This window comes from Amycolatopsis sp. GM8 (assembly GCF_021653975.1).
Lineage (GTDB): Bacteria > Actinomycetota > Actinomycetes > Mycobacteriales > Pseudonocardiaceae > Amycolatopsis_E.
Window position 1 is genome coordinate 862,402 of record NZ_JAJKFK010000002.1, and the last position, 19,360, is coordinate 881,761.

22 protein-coding genes are annotated in these 19,360 nt (G+C 69.4%); 12 read left to right on the forward strand and 10 right to left on the reverse strand.

Translation table 11 applies throughout. The annotated features are described in order from the left end of the window. The first annotated feature begins 1,366 nt into the window (after nucleotides 1–1,366). From LOZ83_RS11595 to LOZ83_RS11605, 3 genes are all read left to right on the forward strand, one after another. On the forward strand, nucleotides 1,367–2,752 hold the full coding sequence (locus LOZ83_RS11595) for an LCP family protein (protein ID WP_236790775.1): 1,386 nt from the start codon (nucleotides 1,367–1,369) through the stop codon (nucleotides 2,750–2,752). Between the two features lie 77 nt (nucleotides 2,753–2,829). Next, a complete protein-coding gene (gene phoU / locus LOZ83_RS11600; RefSeq protein ID WP_236790456.1) occupies nucleotides 2,830–3,495 on the forward strand; it encodes a phosphate signaling complex protein PhoU in 666 nt (221 codons plus the stop codon). A 9-nt stretch (nucleotides 3,496–3,504) separates the two neighbouring features. Then, complete coding sequence (locus LOZ83_RS11605; protein ID WP_236790457.1) at nucleotides 3,505–3,696, forward strand: hypothetical protein; 192 nt, start codon at nucleotides 3,505–3,507, stop codon at nucleotides 3,694–3,696. Between the two features lie 7 nt (nucleotides 3,697–3,703). Here LOZ83_RS11605 and LOZ83_RS11610 read toward each other — a convergent pair whose 3' ends face one another. The 8 genes from LOZ83_RS11610 to LOZ83_RS11645 all read right to left on the reverse strand — a co-directional run bounded on the left by LOZ83_RS11610 (nucleotide 3,704) and on the right by LOZ83_RS11645 (nucleotide 11,202). After that, a complete protein-coding gene (locus LOZ83_RS11610; RefSeq protein WP_308190206.1) occupies nucleotides 3,704–4,339 on the reverse strand; it encodes a GTP pyrophosphokinase family protein in 636 nt (211 codons plus the stop codon). 9 nt (nucleotides 4,340–4,348) lie between these two features. Beyond that, nucleotides 4,349–5,248, reverse strand: a complete 900-nt coding sequence (locus LOZ83_RS11615) for a DMT family transporter (protein ID WP_374202649.1) — start codon at nucleotides 5,246–5,248, stop codon at nucleotides 4,349–4,351. A gap of 125 nt (nucleotides 5,249–5,373) precedes the next feature. Further along, entirely contained in the window at nucleotides 5,374–6,150 is a 777-nt protein-coding gene (gene pstB / locus LOZ83_RS11620; protein ID WP_236790458.1) for a phosphate ABC transporter ATP-binding protein PstB, read from the reverse strand. 11 nt (nucleotides 6,151–6,161) lie between these two features. Then, nucleotides 6,162–7,088, reverse strand: coding sequence for a phosphate ABC transporter permease PstA (pstA, locus tag LOZ83_RS11625; protein WP_236790459.1), 927 nt, complete (start codon nucleotides 7,086–7,088; stop codon nucleotides 6,162–6,164). 1 nt (nucleotide 7,089) lies between these two features. After that, nucleotides 7,090–8,034 carry a phosphate ABC transporter permease subunit PstC gene (gene pstC, locus LOZ83_RS11630; RefSeq protein ID WP_236790460.1) on the reverse strand — a complete coding sequence of 315 codons (945 nt, stop codon included), beginning with the start codon at nucleotides 8,032–8,034 and terminating at the stop codon, nucleotides 7,090–7,092. Nucleotides 8,035–8,172: 138 nt separating this feature from the next. Next, nucleotides 8,173–9,300: a phosphate ABC transporter substrate-binding protein PstS gene (gene pstS, locus LOZ83_RS11635; RefSeq protein ID WP_236790778.1), complete on the reverse strand. Its 1,128-nt coding sequence runs from the start codon at nucleotides 9,298–9,300 to the stop codon at nucleotides 8,173–8,175. A 212-nt stretch (nucleotides 9,301–9,512) separates the two neighbouring features. Next, nucleotides 9,513–10,439 carry a mycothiol synthase gene (gene mshD, locus LOZ83_RS11640; RefSeq protein ID WP_236790461.1) on the reverse strand — a complete coding sequence of 309 codons (927 nt, stop codon included), beginning with the start codon at nucleotides 10,437–10,439 and terminating at the stop codon, nucleotides 9,513–9,515. A 10-nt stretch (nucleotides 10,440–10,449) separates the two neighbouring features. Further along, nucleotides 10,450–11,202 (reverse strand): response regulator transcription factor, encoded by a 753-nt coding sequence (locus LOZ83_RS11645; RefSeq protein ID WP_236790462.1) that lies wholly within the window; start codon nucleotides 11,200–11,202, stop codon nucleotides 10,450–10,452. A 193-nt stretch (nucleotides 11,203–11,395) separates the two neighbouring features. On the opposite strand from LOZ83_RS11645, the gene LOZ83_RS11650 reads away from it, so the two are divergent. The 6 genes from LOZ83_RS11650 (at nucleotide 11,396) to LOZ83_RS11675 (ending at nucleotide 15,340) form a co-directional block, all read left to right on the forward strand. After that, nucleotides 11,396–12,262 (forward strand): DUF2993 domain-containing protein, encoded by an 867-nt coding sequence (locus LOZ83_RS11650; protein WP_236790779.1) that lies wholly within the window; start codon nucleotides 11,396–11,398, stop codon nucleotides 12,260–12,262. 4 nt (nucleotides 12,263–12,266) lie between these two features. Continuing rightward, a complete protein-coding gene (locus LOZ83_RS11655; protein ID WP_236790463.1) occupies nucleotides 12,267–12,707 on the forward strand; it encodes a thioredoxin family protein in 441 nt (146 codons plus the stop codon). A 194-nt stretch (nucleotides 12,708–12,901) separates the two neighbouring features. After that, nucleotides 12,902–13,339 (forward strand): DUF4395 domain-containing protein, encoded by a 438-nt coding sequence (locus tag LOZ83_RS11660; RefSeq protein WP_236790464.1) that lies wholly within the window; start codon nucleotides 12,902–12,904, stop codon nucleotides 13,337–13,339. A gap of 39 nt (nucleotides 13,340–13,378) precedes the next feature. Then, the gene (locus LOZ83_RS11665; RefSeq protein WP_236790465.1) at nucleotides 13,379–14,218 is read left to right on the forward strand and encodes a sulfurtransferase; all 840 of its coding nucleotides are present in this window, start codon (nucleotides 13,379–13,381) and stop codon (nucleotides 14,216–14,218) included. Next, nucleotides 14,215–14,523, forward strand: coding sequence for a DUF1416 domain-containing protein (locus LOZ83_RS11670; protein WP_236790466.1), 309 nt, complete (start codon nucleotides 14,215–14,217; stop codon nucleotides 14,521–14,523). Before LOZ83_RS11665 ends, LOZ83_RS11670 begins: the two co-directional genes overlap by 4 nt. Nucleotides 14,524–14,725: 202 nt before the next feature. Then, nucleotides 14,726–15,340 carry an FABP family protein gene (locus LOZ83_RS11675; RefSeq protein ID WP_236790467.1) on the forward strand — a complete coding sequence of 205 codons (615 nt, stop codon included), beginning with the start codon at nucleotides 14,726–14,728 and terminating at the stop codon, nucleotides 15,338–15,340. A 112-nt stretch (nucleotides 15,341–15,452) separates the two neighbouring features. Here LOZ83_RS11675 and LOZ83_RS11680 read toward each other — a convergent pair whose 3' ends face one another. Then, nucleotides 15,453–16,289, reverse strand: a complete 837-nt coding sequence (locus LOZ83_RS11680) for an aminodeoxychorismate lyase (RefSeq protein WP_236790468.1) — start codon at nucleotides 16,287–16,289, stop codon at nucleotides 15,453–15,455. 31 nt (nucleotides 16,290–16,320) lie between these two features. Between LOZ83_RS11680 and LOZ83_RS11685 the strand changes: the two genes are divergently transcribed. Next, nucleotides 16,321–17,448: a folate-binding protein YgfZ gene (locus tag LOZ83_RS11685; protein ID WP_236790469.1), complete on the forward strand. Its 1,128-nt coding sequence runs from the start codon at nucleotides 16,321–16,323 to the stop codon at nucleotides 17,446–17,448. 53 nt (nucleotides 17,449–17,501) lie between these two features. Then, nucleotides 17,502–18,068, forward strand: coding sequence for an aerial mycelium formation protein (locus LOZ83_RS11690; RefSeq protein ID WP_236790780.1), 567 nt, complete (start codon nucleotides 17,502–17,504; stop codon nucleotides 18,066–18,068). Here LOZ83_RS11690 and LOZ83_RS11695 read toward each other — a convergent pair. Continuing rightward, the gene (locus LOZ83_RS11695) at nucleotides 18,065–18,958 is read right to left on the reverse strand and encodes a hypothetical protein (RefSeq protein ID WP_236790470.1); all 894 of its coding nucleotides are present in this window, start codon (nucleotides 18,956–18,958) and stop codon (nucleotides 18,065–18,067) included. The two genes, LOZ83_RS11690 and LOZ83_RS11695, sit on opposite strands and share 4 nt — an antisense overlap. Nucleotides 18,959–19,154: 196 nt before the next feature. On the opposite strand from LOZ83_RS11695, the gene LOZ83_RS11700 reads away from it, so the two are divergent. Beyond that, complete coding sequence (locus tag LOZ83_RS11700) at nucleotides 19,155–19,340, forward strand: DUF3073 domain-containing protein (protein WP_236790471.1); 186 nt, start codon at nucleotides 19,155–19,157, stop codon at nucleotides 19,338–19,340. The last annotated feature ends 20 nt before the right edge of the window (nucleotides 19,341–19,360 follow it).

A 19,360-nucleotide genomic window follows, 5' to 3' on the forward strand; every position in this document is an offset into this window, starting at 1 on the left:
CGAACACGCCGATGGCCCCGGCTCTCGTGACAGTGGCGCACGCTCCCGTGCCCGCAGGCGCCGCTCGATCGACACCCATGGCGGGATCAGCGTTTCCGACGTGCTGGCGCAGCACACCGGTATCCGGCCCAGCTTCGAGCCGACCGACGCGCCCAGCTCGCACGGCAGCGACCCGCATCCGTCGCTGCCGCCCGCCGGCCGCCCGGCCGCGCCGGAGCCGCCGGTCCAGCGCCGGCCGCAGACCCCGCCCCCGCCCCCGCCCCCGCCCTCGTCGCCGCCGCGCCGCCCGCCGCTGCGCCTGGTTCCCGACCCGCCCGAGTCACGGCATTCCGCGCCTGTGCCCGACCAGCCGGTGTCCCGTCATGCGGCGCCCGAACCGTCGGAGTCGCGCCGGCCGCCCGCGCCGAAACCCGCGGAGTCGCGCCGTCCCTCGCCACCGCAGGATTCGCGGTGGTCTGCACCTGAGCCGTCGGAATCGCGCCGCCCGGCGGCGCCGCCGGAGTCGCGTCGCCCAGTGGCACCGTCGGAGTCGCGGCGGTCCACACCTGAGCCATCGGAATCACGGCACTCGGCGCCACCGCAGGATTCGCGATGGTCCGCACCAGAGCCATCGGAATCGCGCCGCCCGGCGGCCCCGCCGTCGGAGTCGCGGCGGTCCGCACCAGAGCCGTCGGAGTCGCGTCGCCCGGCCCCGCCGCAGGATTCGCAGTGGTCCACACCGGAGCCGTCGCAATCGCGCCGCCCAACGCCAACGCCGGAGGCACGCCGTCCGGCGCCGCCTGCCGAGCCGCGTCGCCCGGCGCCGCCAGCCGAGTCGCGGTGGTCCGCACCGGAGCCGTCGGAGTCACGACGGCCGCCCGCGCCGCCCCGCCGTCCGGCACCGGCACCGCCGGCACCACCGACACCGTCCGAGTCACGGCATGCGGCCCCCGTGCCGCCCGAACCGCGGTGGTCCGCGCCGGAGAATTCCGAGCGCCAGCCACCGCCGCAGCCGCCGGCCGCCCGTCGCGCGGTGACAGAGCCGCGCCGCCCCACCCCGCCCGAGCCGCCCGGCCAGCGCCGCGCCGCGCCGCCGGAGCCGCCGCCCGCCCCGCCCCGCCCCGCCCCGCCGGAGCCGCCCGCGGTCCGCCGCCTCGCCGGGGAACCGGACGGCCGCCAGTCCGCGCCTGACCTGCGGCCGCCCGCCGCCGAACCACCGGTCGCCCGGCGCCCTCCCCAAGGGGAGCCCCGCCGCCCGGAAGCGCGCGAGCCCGAAGCCCAGTGGCCGGAGGCGGCGGACGAGGAGCAGGCCGCCAGACCCAAGGGGCCGTCGCGTCCGCCGCGGGCGCCCCGGTCCCGCGCCGTGACGCCGGAAGACCGGCTGACGATGACCGACGAGATGGAGCCGATCGACGACAGCACCAAGGTGCGTCGCAAGATCGACAACACCCTCGCGCGGTTCTCGGCAGCGCACGACGAACTCGCCGCCGAAGAGGCGAAACGCAAGCACCGCTTGGAAAAGCTGGCCGCCCGCCCGGCGCAGTTGCTGGAGCAGACCCGCACCCGGCTTCAGCGTGTCGTCGCGCCCGCGCGCACCGAGGCCGAGCCGACCAAGGTCGTCGCGTCACCGGAGGAGGAACCGGCACCGCAGACCCGGCTGCAGGAGAAGAAACAGCGGCACAACGAGCGGACTGTCCGAATAGGACGGATCTCGCTGGTGGTGCTCGCGGTGGTCGTCTTCCTCGGCACCGGTTCCGCGTGGGGCATGAAGACCTGGTTCAACAGCAAGTTCACCCAGATCTCCGCACTCGACGAGAGTTCGGCCGACATCGTCCCCGGCCAGACCGGCGACGAGAACTTCCTCATCGCCGGCTCGGACACCCGCGCCGGTGCGACCGCCGCGGAGAACGTGGGCAGCGCGGACGACATCGAGGGCGCGCGCTCGGACACCGTGATGCTCGCGCACATCCCGGCGGACCGGAAACGCGCCGTGGTCATCTCGTTCCCGCGTGACCTGGAGATCTCCCGGCCGGCCTGCGAACGCTTCGACTCCGGCAAGAACGACTACTCCACCGACGTCGTGGCCGCCGCGACCAAGGTCAAGCTCAACACCGCCTACGCGATCGGCGGGCCGCGCTGCCTCACCAAATGGGTGCAGCAGCTGACCGGGATGCGGATCAACCACTTCGTCGGCATCGACTTCAGCGGGTTCAAGGACATGGTCGACGCCGTGCAGGGCGTGACGGTGCACCTCGACAAGCCGATGAAGGACAGCGTGCTCGGCATGGTCATCTCGCAGACCGGCGACGTGACGATCTCCGGCGACCAGGCGCTCAGCTTCGTCCGCGCCCGGCACGTGATCGGCGACCCCACCTCCGACTACGGCCGGATCAAGCGCCAGCAGGAGTTCATCGGCGCGCTGATGACGAAGGTCCTGTCGCACGGCGTGCTCACCAACCCCGGGCAGCTGTCGGGTTTCGTGACCGCGTTCGCGAAGGCGACCTTCGGCGAGAACATCGGCGTCGACGAGATGCTCACGCTCGCCCAGTCGATGAAGGGCCTCGACGCGTCCAAGGTCAACTTCATGACCATCCCCACGACCGGTGAGGCCAACTCGCGCGGCAACGAGGTCCTGCTGGACAGCAAGGCCAAGGCGCTGTTCCAGGCCCTGATCGACAACACAGCGTTACCCGGTACTACCCCTGCGCCGACAGCTCCGGGCACCCAGGCCAGCGGCACTTCGTCGTCCGCGAAACCGCAGCCGGACCAGTAGCATTCGTTAGGCGGGGTTCACCGCCGGTTCATGAGGCTGATGCGGCGTTCGCCCTGCTCAGGCCGTAAAGTGTGGCCATGCGCGAGGCTTACCACGTCGAACTCGAACAGCTGGCCGACAACCTGGCAGAGATGTCCGTGCAGGTCGCGACCGCCATGGAGCGGGCGACCAAGGCACTGCTTGACGCCGATCTGGCTCTTGCCGAGCAGGTGATCAGTGGCGACGCCAAGATCGACGACAAGCGGGCCGAGTGCGAGGAGCAGGCCTACGCCCTGCTGGCTCTGCAGGCCCCGGTCGCGACCGACCTCCGGACGGTGCTCGCGGTCATCCACGCGGCGGAGAGCCTGGAGCGGATGGGCGACCTGGCCCTGCACGTGGCCAAGGCGGCCCGCCGCCGGCACCCCGAGCCGGCCCTGCCCGAGCCGGTCCGGCCGTACTTCGCCGAGATGGGCGAGGCGGTCGTGAAGCTGGCGCTGCGCGCCGAAGAGGTCATCAAGTCCAAGGACGTCGACGCCGCTCGCGCGATCGAGGCCGACGACGACGCGGTCGACGAGATCCACCGCCACCTGTTCAGCGTGATCATGGCGAAGGACTGGGAGTTCGGCGTGACCGCCGCGGTCGACGTCACCCTGCTCGGCCGCTTCTACGAGCGCTACGCCGACCACGCGGTGTCGGTCGCCAAGCGGATGGTCTTCGTCACGACCGGCAAGATGCCCGGTTACGGCGCCGACGAGGACATCTGAGGCCGAGCCGTGGAACCGCAGTCGTACACGACGTACCTGCCGCCGTGGCCTGCCGACGGAAAGCGGCCGAAGACCAGGCTCGGCCTGATCGCGGCCGTGGTGGTCGGGGCCCTGGCGGTGGTCGGCGGAGTGGTCACGGTGGTTTCGCTGACCAGCGGTGACCACGCGTCCAGCAGCGCTGCGCCGAGCCGGACCGTCTGAGCCGGCGCTAGGGCTGGATTCGCTGGTGCAGCGCGGTCATCCGGCCGTCCAGATCCGCGGCGGTGGCCGCGGCTGCGCGTAGTTCGGCGGCGAAGTCCTCCGGGGCTTCGCCGGCGTACTTGTAGAACAGCTTGTGCTCCACGGCGGCCCAGAAGTCCATCGCGATGGTCCGCATCTGGATCTCGACCTTGACCTTCTCCACCCGGTCGGACAGGAACACCGGGATCCGCGCGATCAGGTGCAGGCTGCGGTAGCCATTGGGTTTCGGCGTGGCGATGTAGTCCTTCGTGCGGACGATCTCCACGTCGTCCTGCTGCCCGAGCATGCGCGCGACCATGTACACGTCCGGCACGAACGGGCACACCACACGGATCCCGGCGACGTCCTCGATGTGCTCGCGGATCGCGTCGATGCTCGGCTCCAGCCCCTTGCGCCGCAGCTTGTCCAGGATCGCCCGCGGCTGCTTGAGCCGGCTGGTGAGGTGTTCGATCGGGTCGTGCTGGTGCGCGAAGTCGAACTCCTCGGACAGGATCCGCAGCTTCGTCATGAGCTCGTCGACGCCGAACTTGTAGACCATCAGCTCGCCGCGTAGTTCGCGCAGCAGAGCGGGCGACGGCTGGCCGATATCGTCGAGGACGGTCACGCCGCCAGCCTACTTGGCCGTGCGCGTCGCCCCGATCGATGCCGCCACGACGCAGCACAACGCGACCCATTGCAGCGGATGCAACGACTCGTGCAGCAGCACCAGCCCGGCGAGCGCGGCCACCGCCGGCTCGAGGCTCATCAGCACGCCGAACACGTGCGGCGGGATCTTGCGCAGCGCTTCGAGTTCCAGCGAGTACGGGATCACCGACGACAGCAGCGCCACCGCGAGCCCGACGAGCAGCAGCCACGGCGAGAGCAGGGCCGTCCCGGTCTCGACGATGCCGACGGGCATCGCGGCGATGGCCGCGGCCCCCATCGCGAGCGCGAGCCCGTTGCCCTCCGAGGTGCGGTTACCCAGCGCCGCGCTCAGCAGGATGTACCCGCCCCAGCAGACCGCGGCGCCGAGGGCGAACAGCAGCCCCACGGTCGAAATATCACCGCGGTTCTCGGCCAGCAGCACGACGCCGCCGGCGGCGAGCAGCGCCCACACCGCGTCCACCAGCTTGCGAGAGCCGGCGAGCGCGACGGTCAGCGGGCCGAGGAACTCGATGGTCACCACGATGCCCTGCGGAACCCGGGCCAGCGCCTGGTAAAAGGCCAGGTTCATCAACGCCAGTACGACGCCGTACGCGAGCACGACCGGCCAGGCCCGCCGCCCGAGGCGCAGCGCCGGGCGCCAGACCAGCAGCAGCACCACCGCGGCGAAGAACAACCGCAGCGCGACCGTGCCCGCCGCGCCCGCCGTCGCGAACAGCTGCTTGGCCAGGGAAGCACCCACCTGCACGCTGAGGATCCCGAACAGGATCTGCAGTGGCGGCGGGACCGCGCCCAGCGCCCGCCCGGCCAGAGCGAGTGGCCGCGAGCGCGGCAGGCGACCCCCCAGCTCGTCCACGTGAACCGAAACCACGTCTAGACCGTAGCTGGGGGGTCCGACAGTTTTCGACCGGATTTCGCCGGTGTGACGGGGATCCCGGAAAAGACAAACGGCCCTGGCTCCCGCGACGGGAACCAGGGCCGGAACGTCTCGGACGATCAGCCGAAGCGGCCCGAGATGTAGTCCTCGGTCGCCTTCTCGTTCGGGTTGGAGAAGATCTTCTCCGTGTCGTTGAGCTCGACCAGCCGGCCCGGCTGGCCGACCCCGGCCAGGTTGAAGAACGCCGTCTGGTCCGACACCCGCGCGGCCTGCTGCATGTTGTGGGTGACGATGACGATCGTGTAGTCCTTCTTCAGCTCACCGATCAGGTCCTCGATCGCGAGCGTCGAGATCGGGTCCAGGGCCGAGCACGGCTCGTCCATCAGCAGCACGTCCGGCCGCACCGCGATCGCCCGCGCGATGCACAACCGCTGCTGCTGCCCACCGGAGAGGCCACCGCCCGGCTTGTTCAGCCGGTCCTTGACCTCGTTCCACAGGTTCGCACCGCGCAGCGCCCGCTCGGCGATCTCGTCGAGCGACCGCTTGCCGCCCCCACCGGCCAGCTTCAGCCCGGCGACCACGTTGTCCCGGATGGACATCGTCGGGAACGGGTTCGGCCGCTGGAACACCATGCCGATCGTGCGGCGGACCTGCACCGGGTCCACATTGGACGCATAGATGTTCTCGCCGTCGAGCAGTACCTCGCCGTCCACGCGGGCGCCGGGGATGACCTCGTGCATCCGGTTGAGGGTGCGCAGCACGGTCGATTTCCCGCAGCCCGACGGACCGATGAACGCGGTGACGTTCCGCGGCGGAACCGCGAGCGTCACACTGTCCACGGCGTGGAACTTGCCGTAGTAGATGTCCAGATCCTTGACGTCGATTCGCTTAGCCATAGCGGATCAGCTCACTTCTTCTTCGGTGCGACCATGCGGGAGACCCCCGTCGCGATGAGGTTGATCAGGGCGATGATGATGACCAGCGTCAGCGCCGCACCCCAGATGCGATCGAACCCGACCGTACCGGGGTCCATCGTGTTGGTCGCGCGTTCGTTGTTCATCAGCAACGGCAGCGCGGCCTGCTCGTGGTTGAACAGGTTCCAGTTGACGTAGGCGGAGTAGCCGACGAGCACCAGCAGCGGTGCGGTCTCGCCCATGACCCGTGCCAGCGCCATCATGATGCCGGTGATGATGCCGGACAGCGCTGTCGGCAGCACGACCTTGGTGATCGTCTTCCACTTCGGCACGCCCAGCGCGTACGAAGCCTCGCGCAGGTCGTCCGGCACGATCCGGAGCATCTCCTCCGCGGACCGCACGACCACCGGGATCATCAGCAGCACCAGGGCCAGCGACACGGCGAAGCCGCTACGGGGCAGGCCGAACGTGGTGATCCACAGCGCGTAGATGAACAGCGCGGCGACGATGGACGGCACCCCGGAGAGGATGTCGACCATGAACGTGGTGACCTTCGAGAACCCGCCGCCGCGGCCGTACTCGACGAGGTAGATCGCGACCATCAGGCCCAGCGGGACGGAGATGATCGCGCACACCAGACCCTGTTCGAGGGTACCGATGATCGCGTGCAGCACACCGCCGCCGACCTCGTCGGACAGCACCGAGCCGAAGTCCTGCGTCCACCAGTTGCTGTACGGGATGACCTTGATGCCGTTGACGATCACCGTGTAGAGCACCCATACCAGCGGCACCACGGCGAGCAGGAACGACAGCCACACCAGCACCGTCGCGGTGCCGTTCTTGACCTTCCGGCCGACGCTGACCTGCTGGAACGCCGGCGAGAGGGCCGGCTGCTCGGTGTCTGAGAGCGTACTGGTCATCTCAGGCGCCCTTCTTGTCACCGATGATGGACCGCGCGGCGAAGTTCACCGCGAAGGTCAGCACGAACAGCACCAGGCCGGACGCGATGTAGGCACCGGCCGAGGTGGGGTTGTTGAACTCGCTGTAGTTCGCGGCGATCTTCGAGGCGAACGTCGCGCCGCCGTCGAAGAGGCTGTAGTCGAAGTTCTTGCCACGCGGGATGAACAGGATGATCGCCAGCGCGATGGTCTCGCCGAGCGCGCGCCCCAGGCCCAGCATGGAAGCACCGATGTAACCCGCCTTGCCGAAGGGCAGCACCGTCGTGCGGATGACCTCCCAGCGGGTGGCGCCCAGCGCGAGCGCCCCCTCGACCTGCGGGGTGGGGGTCCGCTCGAACACCTCGCGGGAGAGCGAGGTGATGATCGGGAACAGCATCACCGCGAGCACCACGCCTGCGGTGAAGATCGTGCCCGAGAAGTTCGGGTACACGTTGCCGTTGGCGAAGATCGGGATGAAACCCAGATTGCGGTTGAGCCATTCCGCGACCCCCGACAGCCGGGGGGCGAGCACCAGGATGCCCCACAGACCGAAGATGATCGACGGCACGGCGGCCAGCAGGTCGATGACGTAGGAGAACGGCCGGGCCAGCTGACGCGGCGCGTACTGGGTGAGGAACAGCGCGATGCCCAGCGAGATCGGCATCGCGATGATCAGCGCCAGCAGCGACGTGGAGATCGTCACCAGCAGCAGGTCGAGGATGCCGAACTGCAGGTGTGTCGGATCACTGGTTTCCCAGATCCTCGACGTCAGGAAGTTGACATTGTTGGCCCTGAGCGCGGGGATCGCCTGTACCAGGAGGAACAGGCCGATCAGGCCGATCAGCGCGACGACGATGACACCGGCGCCGACGCTCAGGTTCTTGAAGATGCGATCGCCTGGCCGGACCTTGATCCGGTTCCGGGTCACTGGTTGCGCCGAAATCGTGGCCTCCGGGGGGTTCGGGACGACGACGGAAGCCCACCGGGGTTCCCGGTGGGCTTCCGCGTCGAGGTTGGCTCGCTCATCAGGTGTATCTAGTCCAACCCGTTTCCAAGATTTTTGGTACTACGAAATCGCGTTGATCGCGGTCAGCACCTTGTCCTGCAGGCTCTGCGGCAGCGGCACGAAGCCCTTGTCCGCGATCGGCTGCTGGGCCGTGGTGGCCGAAACGGTCAGGAACGCCTTGACCGCCTTGGCGGTGTCCGCGTCGTAGCCCTTCGAGCACACGATCTCGTAGGTCGCGAGCAGCAGCGGGTACGCACCCGGGGTGTTCGCGGCGTAGATCTTGTCCAGGTCCATCGCCAGGTCGTTGCTGCCGGGGTGGGCGAACACCGCGGCGTCCAGCGCCTTGCCGACGTTGGCCGGGCTCAGCTCGACGCCGCCCGAACCGCTGTCCAGCTTGGCGGCGGTCAGGCCGTTGGTGACGTACGAGGACTCGACGTAGCCGATGGCGCCGTCAGCCGCGCGGATACCGGTCGCCACACCGTTCGACCCCTGCGCACCGTTGCCGGTGCCACCCTTGAAGGCCTTGCCGGTGCCCTGGGTCCACGCGCCCTTGGACGAGGCGGCCAGGTAGTGCTGGAAGTTGTCGGTCGTGCCCGAGTCGTCCGACCGCGAGAACACCTGGATCGGCTTGCTCGGCAGGTTCACGCCGGGGTTGATCGCCGTGAGCGCCGGGTCGTTCCAGGTCTTGATCTGGCCGTTGAAGATCTTCGCGGCGACCTCGCCGTTCAGGGTCAGCGAGCTGACACCGTCCAGCTTGTACGCGATCGCGACCGGGCCGACGACCAGCGGCAGGTTCCACGCGGGGTTGCCGCCGCAGCGGGCGTTCGCGGCGTCCACGTCCGCGCCGCTCAGCGCGGAGTCCGAACCGCCGAAGTCGACCTGCTTGGCGTTGAACTGCTTGACACCGGCGCCGGAGCCGGTCGCGTTGTAGTTCACGACCTGGCCGGGGCAGGCCTTGGTGTACTGCTGGGCGAAAACGTCCATGGCCGTCTTCTGCGCCGTGGAGCCTTCACCGGAAAGCGGGGTCTTGCCCCCGCACACCACGTTGGCCGTGCCGGTGGCCGCGGTGGCGGCACCAGAGGTCGGGGTGCTGCTGTTGGTCGAGCCCGGCTGCGAGCCGCAGGCGGCAAGGACGAGCGCGGCGCTCGCCACGATGCCGACGGCGCCGATCGGCCGCATGATCTTCACTGTCATGTCCTCCAGCTGTCTGAGCATGTCGGAACCGGACACTAGGCAGACAGGGTGGACGGGTGGCCGTGAACAAGTGAACGCAAGGTGAACAAGGGTCCCATTCAGGGGTGGGCGTCACCACTCGAAAGCTCGCCGTGTCCTGGCTGTGACCTGCGGGTTTGCGATCCGTGATGGGGTGTTGGCTACCCGTTAAGGCGGGCAAAGCTCGATTACCGTCCGTATTGGACGTCCACGGCGTAACGAGTGAATCCAAGACGTGAGTACACGGTGAGTGCTGGCGCATTGTCACCTTCGACGTAGAGGATGACCTGCTTCAGACCCCGCTCGCGGAGGTAGCGGAGACCCGCCAGGGTGAGTGCTTTCCCGAGTCCGCCGCCCTGCGCCGCGGGGTCCACCCCGACGACGTAGACCTCGCCGACGGGTTCACCGCCGAATGCCTCCGGATCGGCCGGGTGCACTTTGGTCCAGTGGAAGCCGAGCACGCGGCCATCGGCTGTGTCGGTGCCTCCGGCGCCGGCGGGCGCGCTGGCGAGGAAGAACCCGTCGGCGTCGAACCAGTCCTCTTCTTCGGTGGCGCGCAATTCGCCGACGGTCAACGCGCCCTGCTCGGGATGCCAGTCGAAGGCCCGGGCATTGACGTCGATGACCGCCTGCTCGTCCTGTCCCGGCACGAACGTGCGCAGCGAAACCCCTTGCGGCAGCACGGGTTCCGGCCAGTCCGCGCCCTCGACGGCAGCGTGCAGGATGAGCAGTTCGCGGTCACGGCCGAAGCCTTCGTGCCCGGCGATGCGCGCCGCGCCCGGATGATCGCCGTGTGACCACACACGCAGCTTGCTGTCCGCGTGCGCGATCAACGCGCGCGCGAGTTCGGTGCCGAAGCCCTGGCGCCGGTGGGCCGGGTGCACGAACAGTTCGGCGACCGGCCTGCCGAACGAGTCCCCCGCGGTGTCCAGGTACGCGTACCCGACGAGCACTCCGGCGATTCGTCCCAGCAGATGAAGGCCGGCGCCGAACGGCAGCGGCCCGTCCTCGGTCACCTCGGGACGCCCGTCAGCCGCGTGCACGGCGAGCAACAGCGCGCGCACCTCGCGGGTGGCGGCCTCGTCCAGCTCCTCAACCCATACCGACTCCAGCATGGGTTCGAAACTACGGCGTGGACAGCTCGCTCGGCAGCTCGGCGGTGTCGAACGAGAGTGACGTGACGCCGGGCTTCGGCGCACCCTTGGCGGGCCGCTCGAACTTGTAGCCGACGTTGCGCACGGTGCCGATCATCTGCTCGTGCTCGGGGCCGAGCTTGGCGCGCAGCCGCCGGACGTGCACGTCGACGGTGCGGGTGCCACCGAAGAAGTCGTAGCCCCAGACCTCCTGCAGCAGCTGGGCGCGGGTGAACACTCGGCCGGCGTGCTGGGCGAGGTACTTGAGCAGCTCGAACTCCTTGTACGTGAGTTCGAGGGTGCGGCGGCGCAGCCGCGCGGTGTACGTGGCCTCGTCGATGACCAGCTCGCCGACCCGCAGCTCGGCGTCGACCTGGGTCGAGCCGCCGTCCCGTGTGGTGGCCAGCCGCAGCCGGGCGTCCACCTCGGCCGGTCCGGCGGTGGGCAGCAGGATGTCGTCGGTGCGCCATTCCGCGCTGACCGCGACCAGCCCGCCCTCGCCGACGACGGCGATGATCGGGGTGCTCCCCTCCTCCTCGCCGGCGCCCTTGAGCAGCCGGCAGAGGCTCTTCGCGGAAGCGAGGTCCGTGCGCGCGTCGAGCAGGATGACGTCGCGATGACCCGCGTCGAGGAGCGCGGTAACCTCGGGTGGGCGCACGCGTACCGTGTGAGGCAACAGGTCCAGAGCGGGCAGAACCGAGGTGGCTTCCGCCTCCGGAGTGAGTACGAGCAGGTCCAAGCTCATCGCCACACCGCCTTCTTGATCGTAGCTTCGAGCGACCCCCGGGTCGGTGATATCCGTAAAGAGTAGCCGGTGAACACGGGAAACACCTCCCCCCTGCTGCGCTCGTCACACTGACGTCACACTGGGGACGCATATCGTTCAGCCCCGCCCGAGCGGCTCTCCGACAGATCGGATACGAAGAGTGAGCAGACCTGTGACCCAGGACCGCCCCGCCCCCGCGGGCCGTGCCGGCCGTCGTGGCCGCCGGACCCGCCGTGTTGTGATCAGCCTGCTCGTCCTGGTCGCCGTGCTGGTCGGAGCCGACTTCGGGCTCGCCGCGTTCGCCGAGCACACCGTGTCACAGAAGGCGCGCGAGCAACTGCTGCTCACCGACGACCCGGCGGTCACGATCCACGGCTTCCCGTTCACGACGCAGGCGATCGGCGGTGACTACCGCCACATCTCGCTGTCCGCGTCCGGGGTGGCGATCAAGAACCTCAAGGACGTCGCGGTCAACGCCGAGCTGAACAACGTGACCGCGCCGCTGTCGGACCTGGTCAACGGCAACACCAAGGCGATCAAGATCGGCGAGCTGGAGGCGCAGGTCACCATCAAGGCCAGCGATATCGCCAAGATCGAGCCGCTGACCAACATCCAGGACCTGCGGATCGAGCCGTCGAGCCTCGAGTACGTGCAGACCGGGCAGGAGCCCAGCGGCTCGCAGGACAACCAGCAGCAGGCCGAGGAGAGCACGGACAAGTCCAAGGCGGGCATCCGCATTTCCGGCGACGTCCAGATCGCCGGCCAGCAGCTAGAGATCTTCTGCTTCGCCCTGATCGAGTTGCACGGCACCGCGATCGACATCGTGCCCCAGCGGCTGCAGTACGGGAATGACAAGCAGACCACCGTCGTTCCCCAGTCTGTGCAGAAGGCTCTGCTGCCCAACTTCAAGGCGTCCATCGACACCGGCAACCTGCCGTTCGAGGTGACCCCGACCGGGGTCAGCGTGAACAGCGGCTCGGTGACGATCAAGGGCAAGGCGCAGGACGTGACGTTCAGCGGGGCCACGACGGGAAGGTGAGCTGATGGTCGGCGTCTGGGTCGTGCTCGGGGTGCTGGTGGCCGGTGGGATCGCCGGTGGGCTGCTGAACGCGCGCAACGGCAGGATCCGCGCGGCGAAGCCGGCCGGGCGGCAGCTGCCTGCCCCCGTCGCGGAGGCGCTCGACCCGGACGCCGCCGTCACCCTGGTGCAGATCTCGACCACGTTCTGCGCGCCGTGCCGGCACACCAAGGCGATCCTCGAACCGCTGGCCGCCCGCACGGACGGGCTGGAGCACGTCGAGCTCGACGTCACGAACCAGCCGGAGGTCGCGCAGGCGCTCGGCGTGCTGCGCACCCCCACCACGCTCGCGTTCTCACCAGATGGGACGGAATTGCTGCGCATCAGTGGCGTGCCGAAGGGCCCAGCGGTAATGGAAGCCCTGCAAGAGCACCTTTCCGGCGCCACCACTGGTCCCACCAGCTGAACGAGGTTCCCACAAAGAGGGAGCGCTGGGTACTCTGAACGGCGTGACCACCACACTGCTGACTCAACGACGCGCGGTCGATCTGTGCCGTGTGCGCAGCAGCCTGTGTCTGTCCTGACGAGCCATCGGTAGCTCGTTTCCCCGGTTTCCTCAGTCGATTCCGCGCGTTCGCACGCGCCCTTCCGGGAGGTCTGATGTCAGCAGGACCCGCTGTCGACCCGCGTGGCCCGCGGTTCGCGGCCATCGTCACGACGGTCGTGCTCGCGGTGGTGCTGGTCACCGGCTGGTGGCCGCTGCTCGCCGCACAGACCGTGGTGTTCGCGATCGGCGCGTTCATCGGGCTGAAGCCCGCGCCGTACTCGCTGCTCTACCGCTACCTGGTGGCGCCGCGGCTCGGCAAGACGACCGAACGTGAGGACGCGGCGCCGCTGCGCTTCGCCCAGGCCGTCGGGTTCGTGTTCGCGCTCGTCGGCACCATCGGCTACGCCGCCGGGGTCACCCCGCTCGGCATCGTCGCCACCGCGTTCGCCCTGTTCGCCGCGTTCCTCAACGCCGCGTTCAACTTCTGCCTCGGCTGCGAGATGTACCTGCTCATCCGGCGGTTCGTCCCGGCCACGGGCCAAGCGTCCTAGTAGTCCACCCATCGAGGAAAGAAAGAGAGTACCGCTCAAATGAGCCGTGAAGACGTCCTGGTCACGACGCAGTGGGCCGAGGAGAACCTGGACACCCCTGGCGTGGTCTTCGCCGAGGTGGACGAGGACACCACCGCATACGACGGCGGCCACATCCGCGGTGCCGTGAAGCTCGACTGGAAGACCGACCTGCAGGACCCGGTCCGCCGGGACTTCGTGGACCGCGCGGGCTTCGACGCCCTGCTGTCCGAGAAGGGCATCGGCAACGACGACCTGGTGGTCCTCTACGGCGGCAACAACAACTGGTTCGCCGCCTACGCCTACTGGTACTTCAAGCTCTACGGCCACGACAAGGTCAAGCTGCTCGACGGCGGCCGCAAGAAGTGGGAACTCGACGGCCGCGAGCTGTCCGGTGACGAGGTGAAGCGCGAGGCCACCACGTACTCCGCCAAGGAGCCCGACACGTCGATCCGCGCGTTCCGCGACGAGGTCGTCGACGCGATCGGCACCAAGAACCTGGTCGACGTCCGCTCGCCCGACGAGTTCTCCGGCAAGCTGCTCGCCCCGGCGCACCTGCCGCAGGAGTCGGCGCAGCGCGCCGGCCACATCCCGACCGCGCTGAACGTGCCGTGGGCCAAGACCGCCAACGAGGACGGCACGTTCAAGACCGCCGAGGAGCTCACCGAGCTGTACAACGAGGCGGGCCTGGACACCGGTAAGTCGACCATCGCCTACTGCCGGATCGGCGAGCGCTCCAGCCACACCTGGTTCGCGCTGCACGAGCTGATCGGGTTGTCGGACGTGAAGAACTACGACGGATCATGGACCGAGTACGGCTCGCTGGTGGGCGTGCCGATCGAGACGGGAGCTGCCAAATGAGTGCGGACGGTTGCGGAGCGCCGGTGCAGACGGCCACGGCCGCGGACATCGACACCCAGGGCCAGGTCGTGCTGGCCGGCACGGTGAACGGGACCGCCGGGCCGCTCGGCGGCGCGTACGTGCGCCTGCTCAACGGCGACGGCGACTTCGCCGGTGAGGTCCAGGCCTCGCCGCAGGGCGACTTCCGGTTCTACGCCGCGCCGGGCGCGTGGATCGTGCGGGCGCTGCACCGCTCGGGCAACGGCGAGGCGTCGGTCACCGCGGAGGGTCCGGGCCTGCACCAGGTGGCCATCTCGGTCGCCTGAGTCCTGCGCTGACGAGGCCGCCTCCCGGGTTCGGGAGGCGGCCTTTTCGCGTGTCGAGGGCCACCCGAGCGCGGAGCGTTCCGGCGGTTAAGCTGCTGGTGTGGAAGCTCTCTTTACGACTCTGCTGGTGATCGCCGGTATCGCGATCGCCTGGTTCGCCGTGTACGTCGTCTACCGGCTCTACTCCGACCAGCGTTGATCCATGGGTAGCGGCGATGACGCCATCCAGGCCGCTGAGCAGCGGGCGGAGAGCACCCGGGACCGCAACCTCCCCCAGTTCGACGATCTGCCGATTCCGGTCGACACCGCGAACCTGCGCGAGGGCGCGAATCTCAACGACGCCTGCCTCGCGCTGCTGCCGTTGGTCGGGGTGTGGCGCGGCGAGGGCGAGATCAACTACTCCACCATGGAGAAGCCGGTCCGGTTCGCCCAGCAGCTGACCATCGCGCACGACGGCAGGCCGTTCCTCTTCCACGAGGCGCGCGCCTGGCTGCTCGACGACGAAGGCAACGTGATCCGCCCCGCCGCCCGTGAGGTCGGTTGGTGGCGCCCGCAGCCCGACGACACGATCGAGCTGCTGCTCGCTCATGCGAGCGGGATCATGGAGATCTTCTACGGCAAGCCGCGCAACCAGACGTCCTGGGAGCTGGCCACGGATGCCGTCGTCCGCACCGCCACCGCGAAAGAGGTGACCGGTGCCCAGCGGCTGTACGGGTTGATCAACAACGGCGACCTCGGCTACGTCGAGGAACGCGCCATGGTCGGCGAGCCCATGCAGCCGCACGCCTCGGCACATCTGCGGCGCGTGGTCGGCTGAGCTTCCGCGGTCAGATCCCGGACAGGCTGTCGAGGAGTTCGGTCGCGGCCGCGATGTCACCGGTCAGCGGACATGGTCCGCCCGGATCACCGTGGGCTCCTTGGTTCGGCGCTCAGGCGTAGACGTCCTCGTAGGCCTTCGCCAGCTCGGCGTGCACCTCGCTCGTGTCGGGCAGCCGGTCCCCGTCGAGGGTGTGCACGCGGGTCAGCTTGCGCACCGACGAAGCCAGGAACAACCCGTCGTTGTCGCGCAGGTCGGCGGCCGCCAGCGGCTCGATCTTCGTGGTCCAGCCGAGGCGCTCGGCACCGCGGAACACGGCGGCCTGCGTGGTGCCCGGCAGGATCCCGATCGTCGCCGGGGGCGTGTACAGCGTGCGGCCCCGCGCGATGATCACGTTCGAGGTCGGCCCTTCGAGCACCGAATCGTCGGTCGCCATGAAGATCACATCGCCGGCACCGCGGCGAGCGGCTTCGCGGCCTGCGGCCATGTTTACCGCGTAGGACAAGGATTTCGCGCCCAGCAACAGCCACGGCGCCCGCTCGGCGAGGCCAGGGTCGATCCCCCGCTCCAGCGTCACCGCGGCAACACCCTCGGCGCGGGCGCGGATCACCTTCTCCTCGATCGGGATACCCATCGCGAACGCGGTCGGTCCGGCGTCCAAACCCCTGGTGTAGACCAGTTTCAGCGCGAACTCGTCGTCGCCGGCCCAGTTGTCGATCACCAGTCGGGTCGCTCGCTGCCACGCGTCGTCGTCGGGCTCGGGCAGGTCCAGCATCGACGCGGAGCGGGCCAGCCGGTCCAGGTGCGGCCGCAGCTCGCGCGGGGTGCCACCGGCCACCAGCACCGTTTCGAAGATGCCGTCGCCGCGCATGAGACCGAGGTCCTCGACCCGGATGTGCGGGACGTCGGGATCGGCGAGGGTTCCGTCCAGGAAAGCGAGTACGCGCATGGGATCACCGTACTCACCTAACATCGAGGGTATGACCTACCAGTCGCCGCTTCTCGAGGCTCCGGGCGCCGTGGCGCCGCCGGACGGCCACCCGGAACAAGGCGTCCCCTGGCATTGGGGCGATCCGTTCGCCGAGCAGCGCACCGCCACCAGGAGCGCCGCCGTCGTCGACCGCTCGCACCGCGAAGTGCTGAAGGTGACCGGCCCCGAGCGATTGTCCTGGCTGCACCTGGTCATTTCCCAGCACGTAACGGAACTGCGCGAAGGTATGGGCACCGAAGCGCTCGTGCTCGACAGCCAGGGCCACATCGACACCCACATGGTCGTCGCGCACGTCGACGGCGCGGTCTACCTGGATTCCGATCCCGGCGCGCGGGCGACCAGCGCGCTGCCCAAGGGCGGGCCGCAGACACTGCGCGAGTACCTCGAAGCCATGAAGTTCTGGTCGCAGGTCGAGATCTCCGACGTCACCGGCGAGCTGGCGGTGCTGACGCTGCTGGGGCCGGACGCCGATCAGATTCTGTCCACTTTGGACATCGAACTCGCCGCGACGCCGTACGCGGTCACGCCGATCGAGGGCGGCTTCGCCCGCCGCATGCCTTGGCCCGGCCGGTCGAGCGTCGACCTGGTGGTGCCGCGGCCGGCCCTCGCCGCCTGGTGGCAGCGCATCACCGACGCGGGCGCGCGCCCGGCGGGCAGCTGGGCGTTCGACGCGCTGCGGGTCGAGTCGCTGCGCCCGCGCCTCGGCGTGGACACCGACGACCGGACGATCCCGCACGAGGTCAACTGGATCGGCAGCGCGGCGCATGTCGCGAAGGGCTGTTACCGCGGCCAGGAAACCGTCGCGAAGGTGTTCAACGTCGGGCGCCCGCCTCGCCGGATGGTGTTGCTGCACCTCGACGGTTCGCCGGAGATCTACCCCGAGACCGGCGATCCGGTGCGCCTCGGCGACCGGGTCGTGGGCCGGGTCGGCAGCGTCGCGCAGCATCACGAGCTGGGCCCCGTCGCGCTGGCGCTGCTGAAACGCTCGGCGCCGGTGGACGCGGAATTCCTTGCCGGGGACGAAGATCGTGCCGTGCAGGCCGCCGTGGACCCCGATTCGGTGCCCGCCGAGCATGCCGCACCGGGCCGCGAGGCCGCCGCGCGCTTGCGTGGTTGAAAAGGAACGAACCCGCCCTGGCGCGGCGGGTCGCGATGGAGCAGGATGTGCGCGTGATCGAAGTCCGGCCGGGTGGACGTCGCCGCATCGACCGCGTCCTGGATCCCGGCTATGTGCGCGGCCTCGGCGAGCTTTCGCTCGACGGGCTGCGTGAGCGGCGTGACGAGGCCGCGCAGGAGGAGACGGACCTGTCCTACCTGCGCCGGCTCCTGCACGCCCGGATCGACATCGTTCGGGCCGAGCAGCAGCGCCGCAGCACCGGCGGGCAGAGCAGCATCGTGGACCAGCTCGCGACGATCCTCGCCGACAACGCGCTGCGCCCGGCGCGCGGTTCGGGCCGGCACCAGGATCTGGAGCCCTCGCGGGCCGGCGAGCACCGGCGGCAGGCGGAGGCGCTGGTCGGCAACTCGGACCTGACCGACGTCGGCACGCTCTCGGACGACAAGCTCGCCGAGACCCTGCGCGACTACGGCGAGGAAGAGGCTTCGGTGTCCACGCGCCGCCGCGAGGTCCAGGCAGTGGTCGACCTGTTCAACTCCGAGATCGCCACCCGCTACCGCGACCGCACGGCGTCGGTGGACGACCTGCTGGCGGCCGAGCGCGCCCGCGAAGACGATTAGTTGAAGTGCTCGCGGGCGGCGAGTTCGCTCCAGTACTCACGCAGGTCGTTGAACAGTTCCGCGAGCTGCTCGACATCGCCCGAGCGCAGGGCTTCGAGAATCCGGTGCACCTCCTCGGCCGAGGTGTCCGATTCGAGGATCGGGTCCGCGATCAGCTGGACCAGTCCGCCGTAGTCGAGCTCCACCGCCGAGGCCGGGTCGAAGTTCGTCAGCCAGTGCTCGGTCTCTTCCAGGATCCGCGCCGGGCCCGAGTCCCCCAGCGTGCTCTCCACCAGCTCCCGCGCCTCGGCCGCCCGCGCCAGCGCGTCCGGCATCGCGACGCGCCACGACAGCTCCCGCTCGGGATCCTCCGGCCCGGTGCCGAGCTTCACCCGCCGCTGCGCCGGGTCGACGAGCGCGAACCACGGCAGCGGCACGGTCCAGGTCGTGGACAACACGTGCACGGCGGCCTTCGGCAGATCGCTCAACGCCGAGTTCGTGCGCGACCGGACGACCTCGGCGGTGACTCCGCCGGCGTCGAGGACGCTCGCCTGCAGCGCGGGCGACGCGTCGCCCAGAAAGCTCACCAGAGCGGCCGCGGAACGCGCGCGGAGTTCGAGTGGACAGACGAGCGGTCCCGGCCCCACTTTGCCCGGGACGTCGGCCGGATCCAGCACCAGCACATCGGTCCCCGTGCTGGGCGCGGCGCGGCCGTCGGCGAGCTCGGCGGGCAGCAGCCGAACCGGCGCCGCGGCCTGTGACTTGAGCCACATCTGTTGCTCGCGCTCGCCCACGGTCGCCCTGGTCAGCGTCGCCGCCTCGACCGCCCGCTTCAGCTGGTCGGACGGCGGCTCGCCGAAAGCGGACAGGGGTTCGTACACCCTCAGGTAGGCCACGAACGGTCGGAGCACCGTTGCATCGTGGCACGTCAGCAGGGCGCTCCGTGCACCGACCACGGGAAGGCGGCGAGACACTCGCCACGAGACCACATGCCACGTCGCATTCAACCCCTCCGACAAGGTACGGTGTGGACAGGAAATAGTTGTCGAGACATGCGGGGCCGCCGTTTCCCCCGGCCGCCCCGTCCCTGTGCGAGGGGGTCGAGCCATGGGGCGCGGCCGGGCTAAGGCCAAGCAGACGAAGGTGGCGCGAGAGCTCAAATACAGCACTCACGACACTGACTTCGATGCTTTGCAGCGCGAGCTGTCAGGTAAATCCTCTCAGAACTCCCACGACGAGGACGACAAGTACGAGGACCCGTACGAGGACGAGTACGACGACTACCGTCGTTGATGTCTGACGAGGCACGAGGG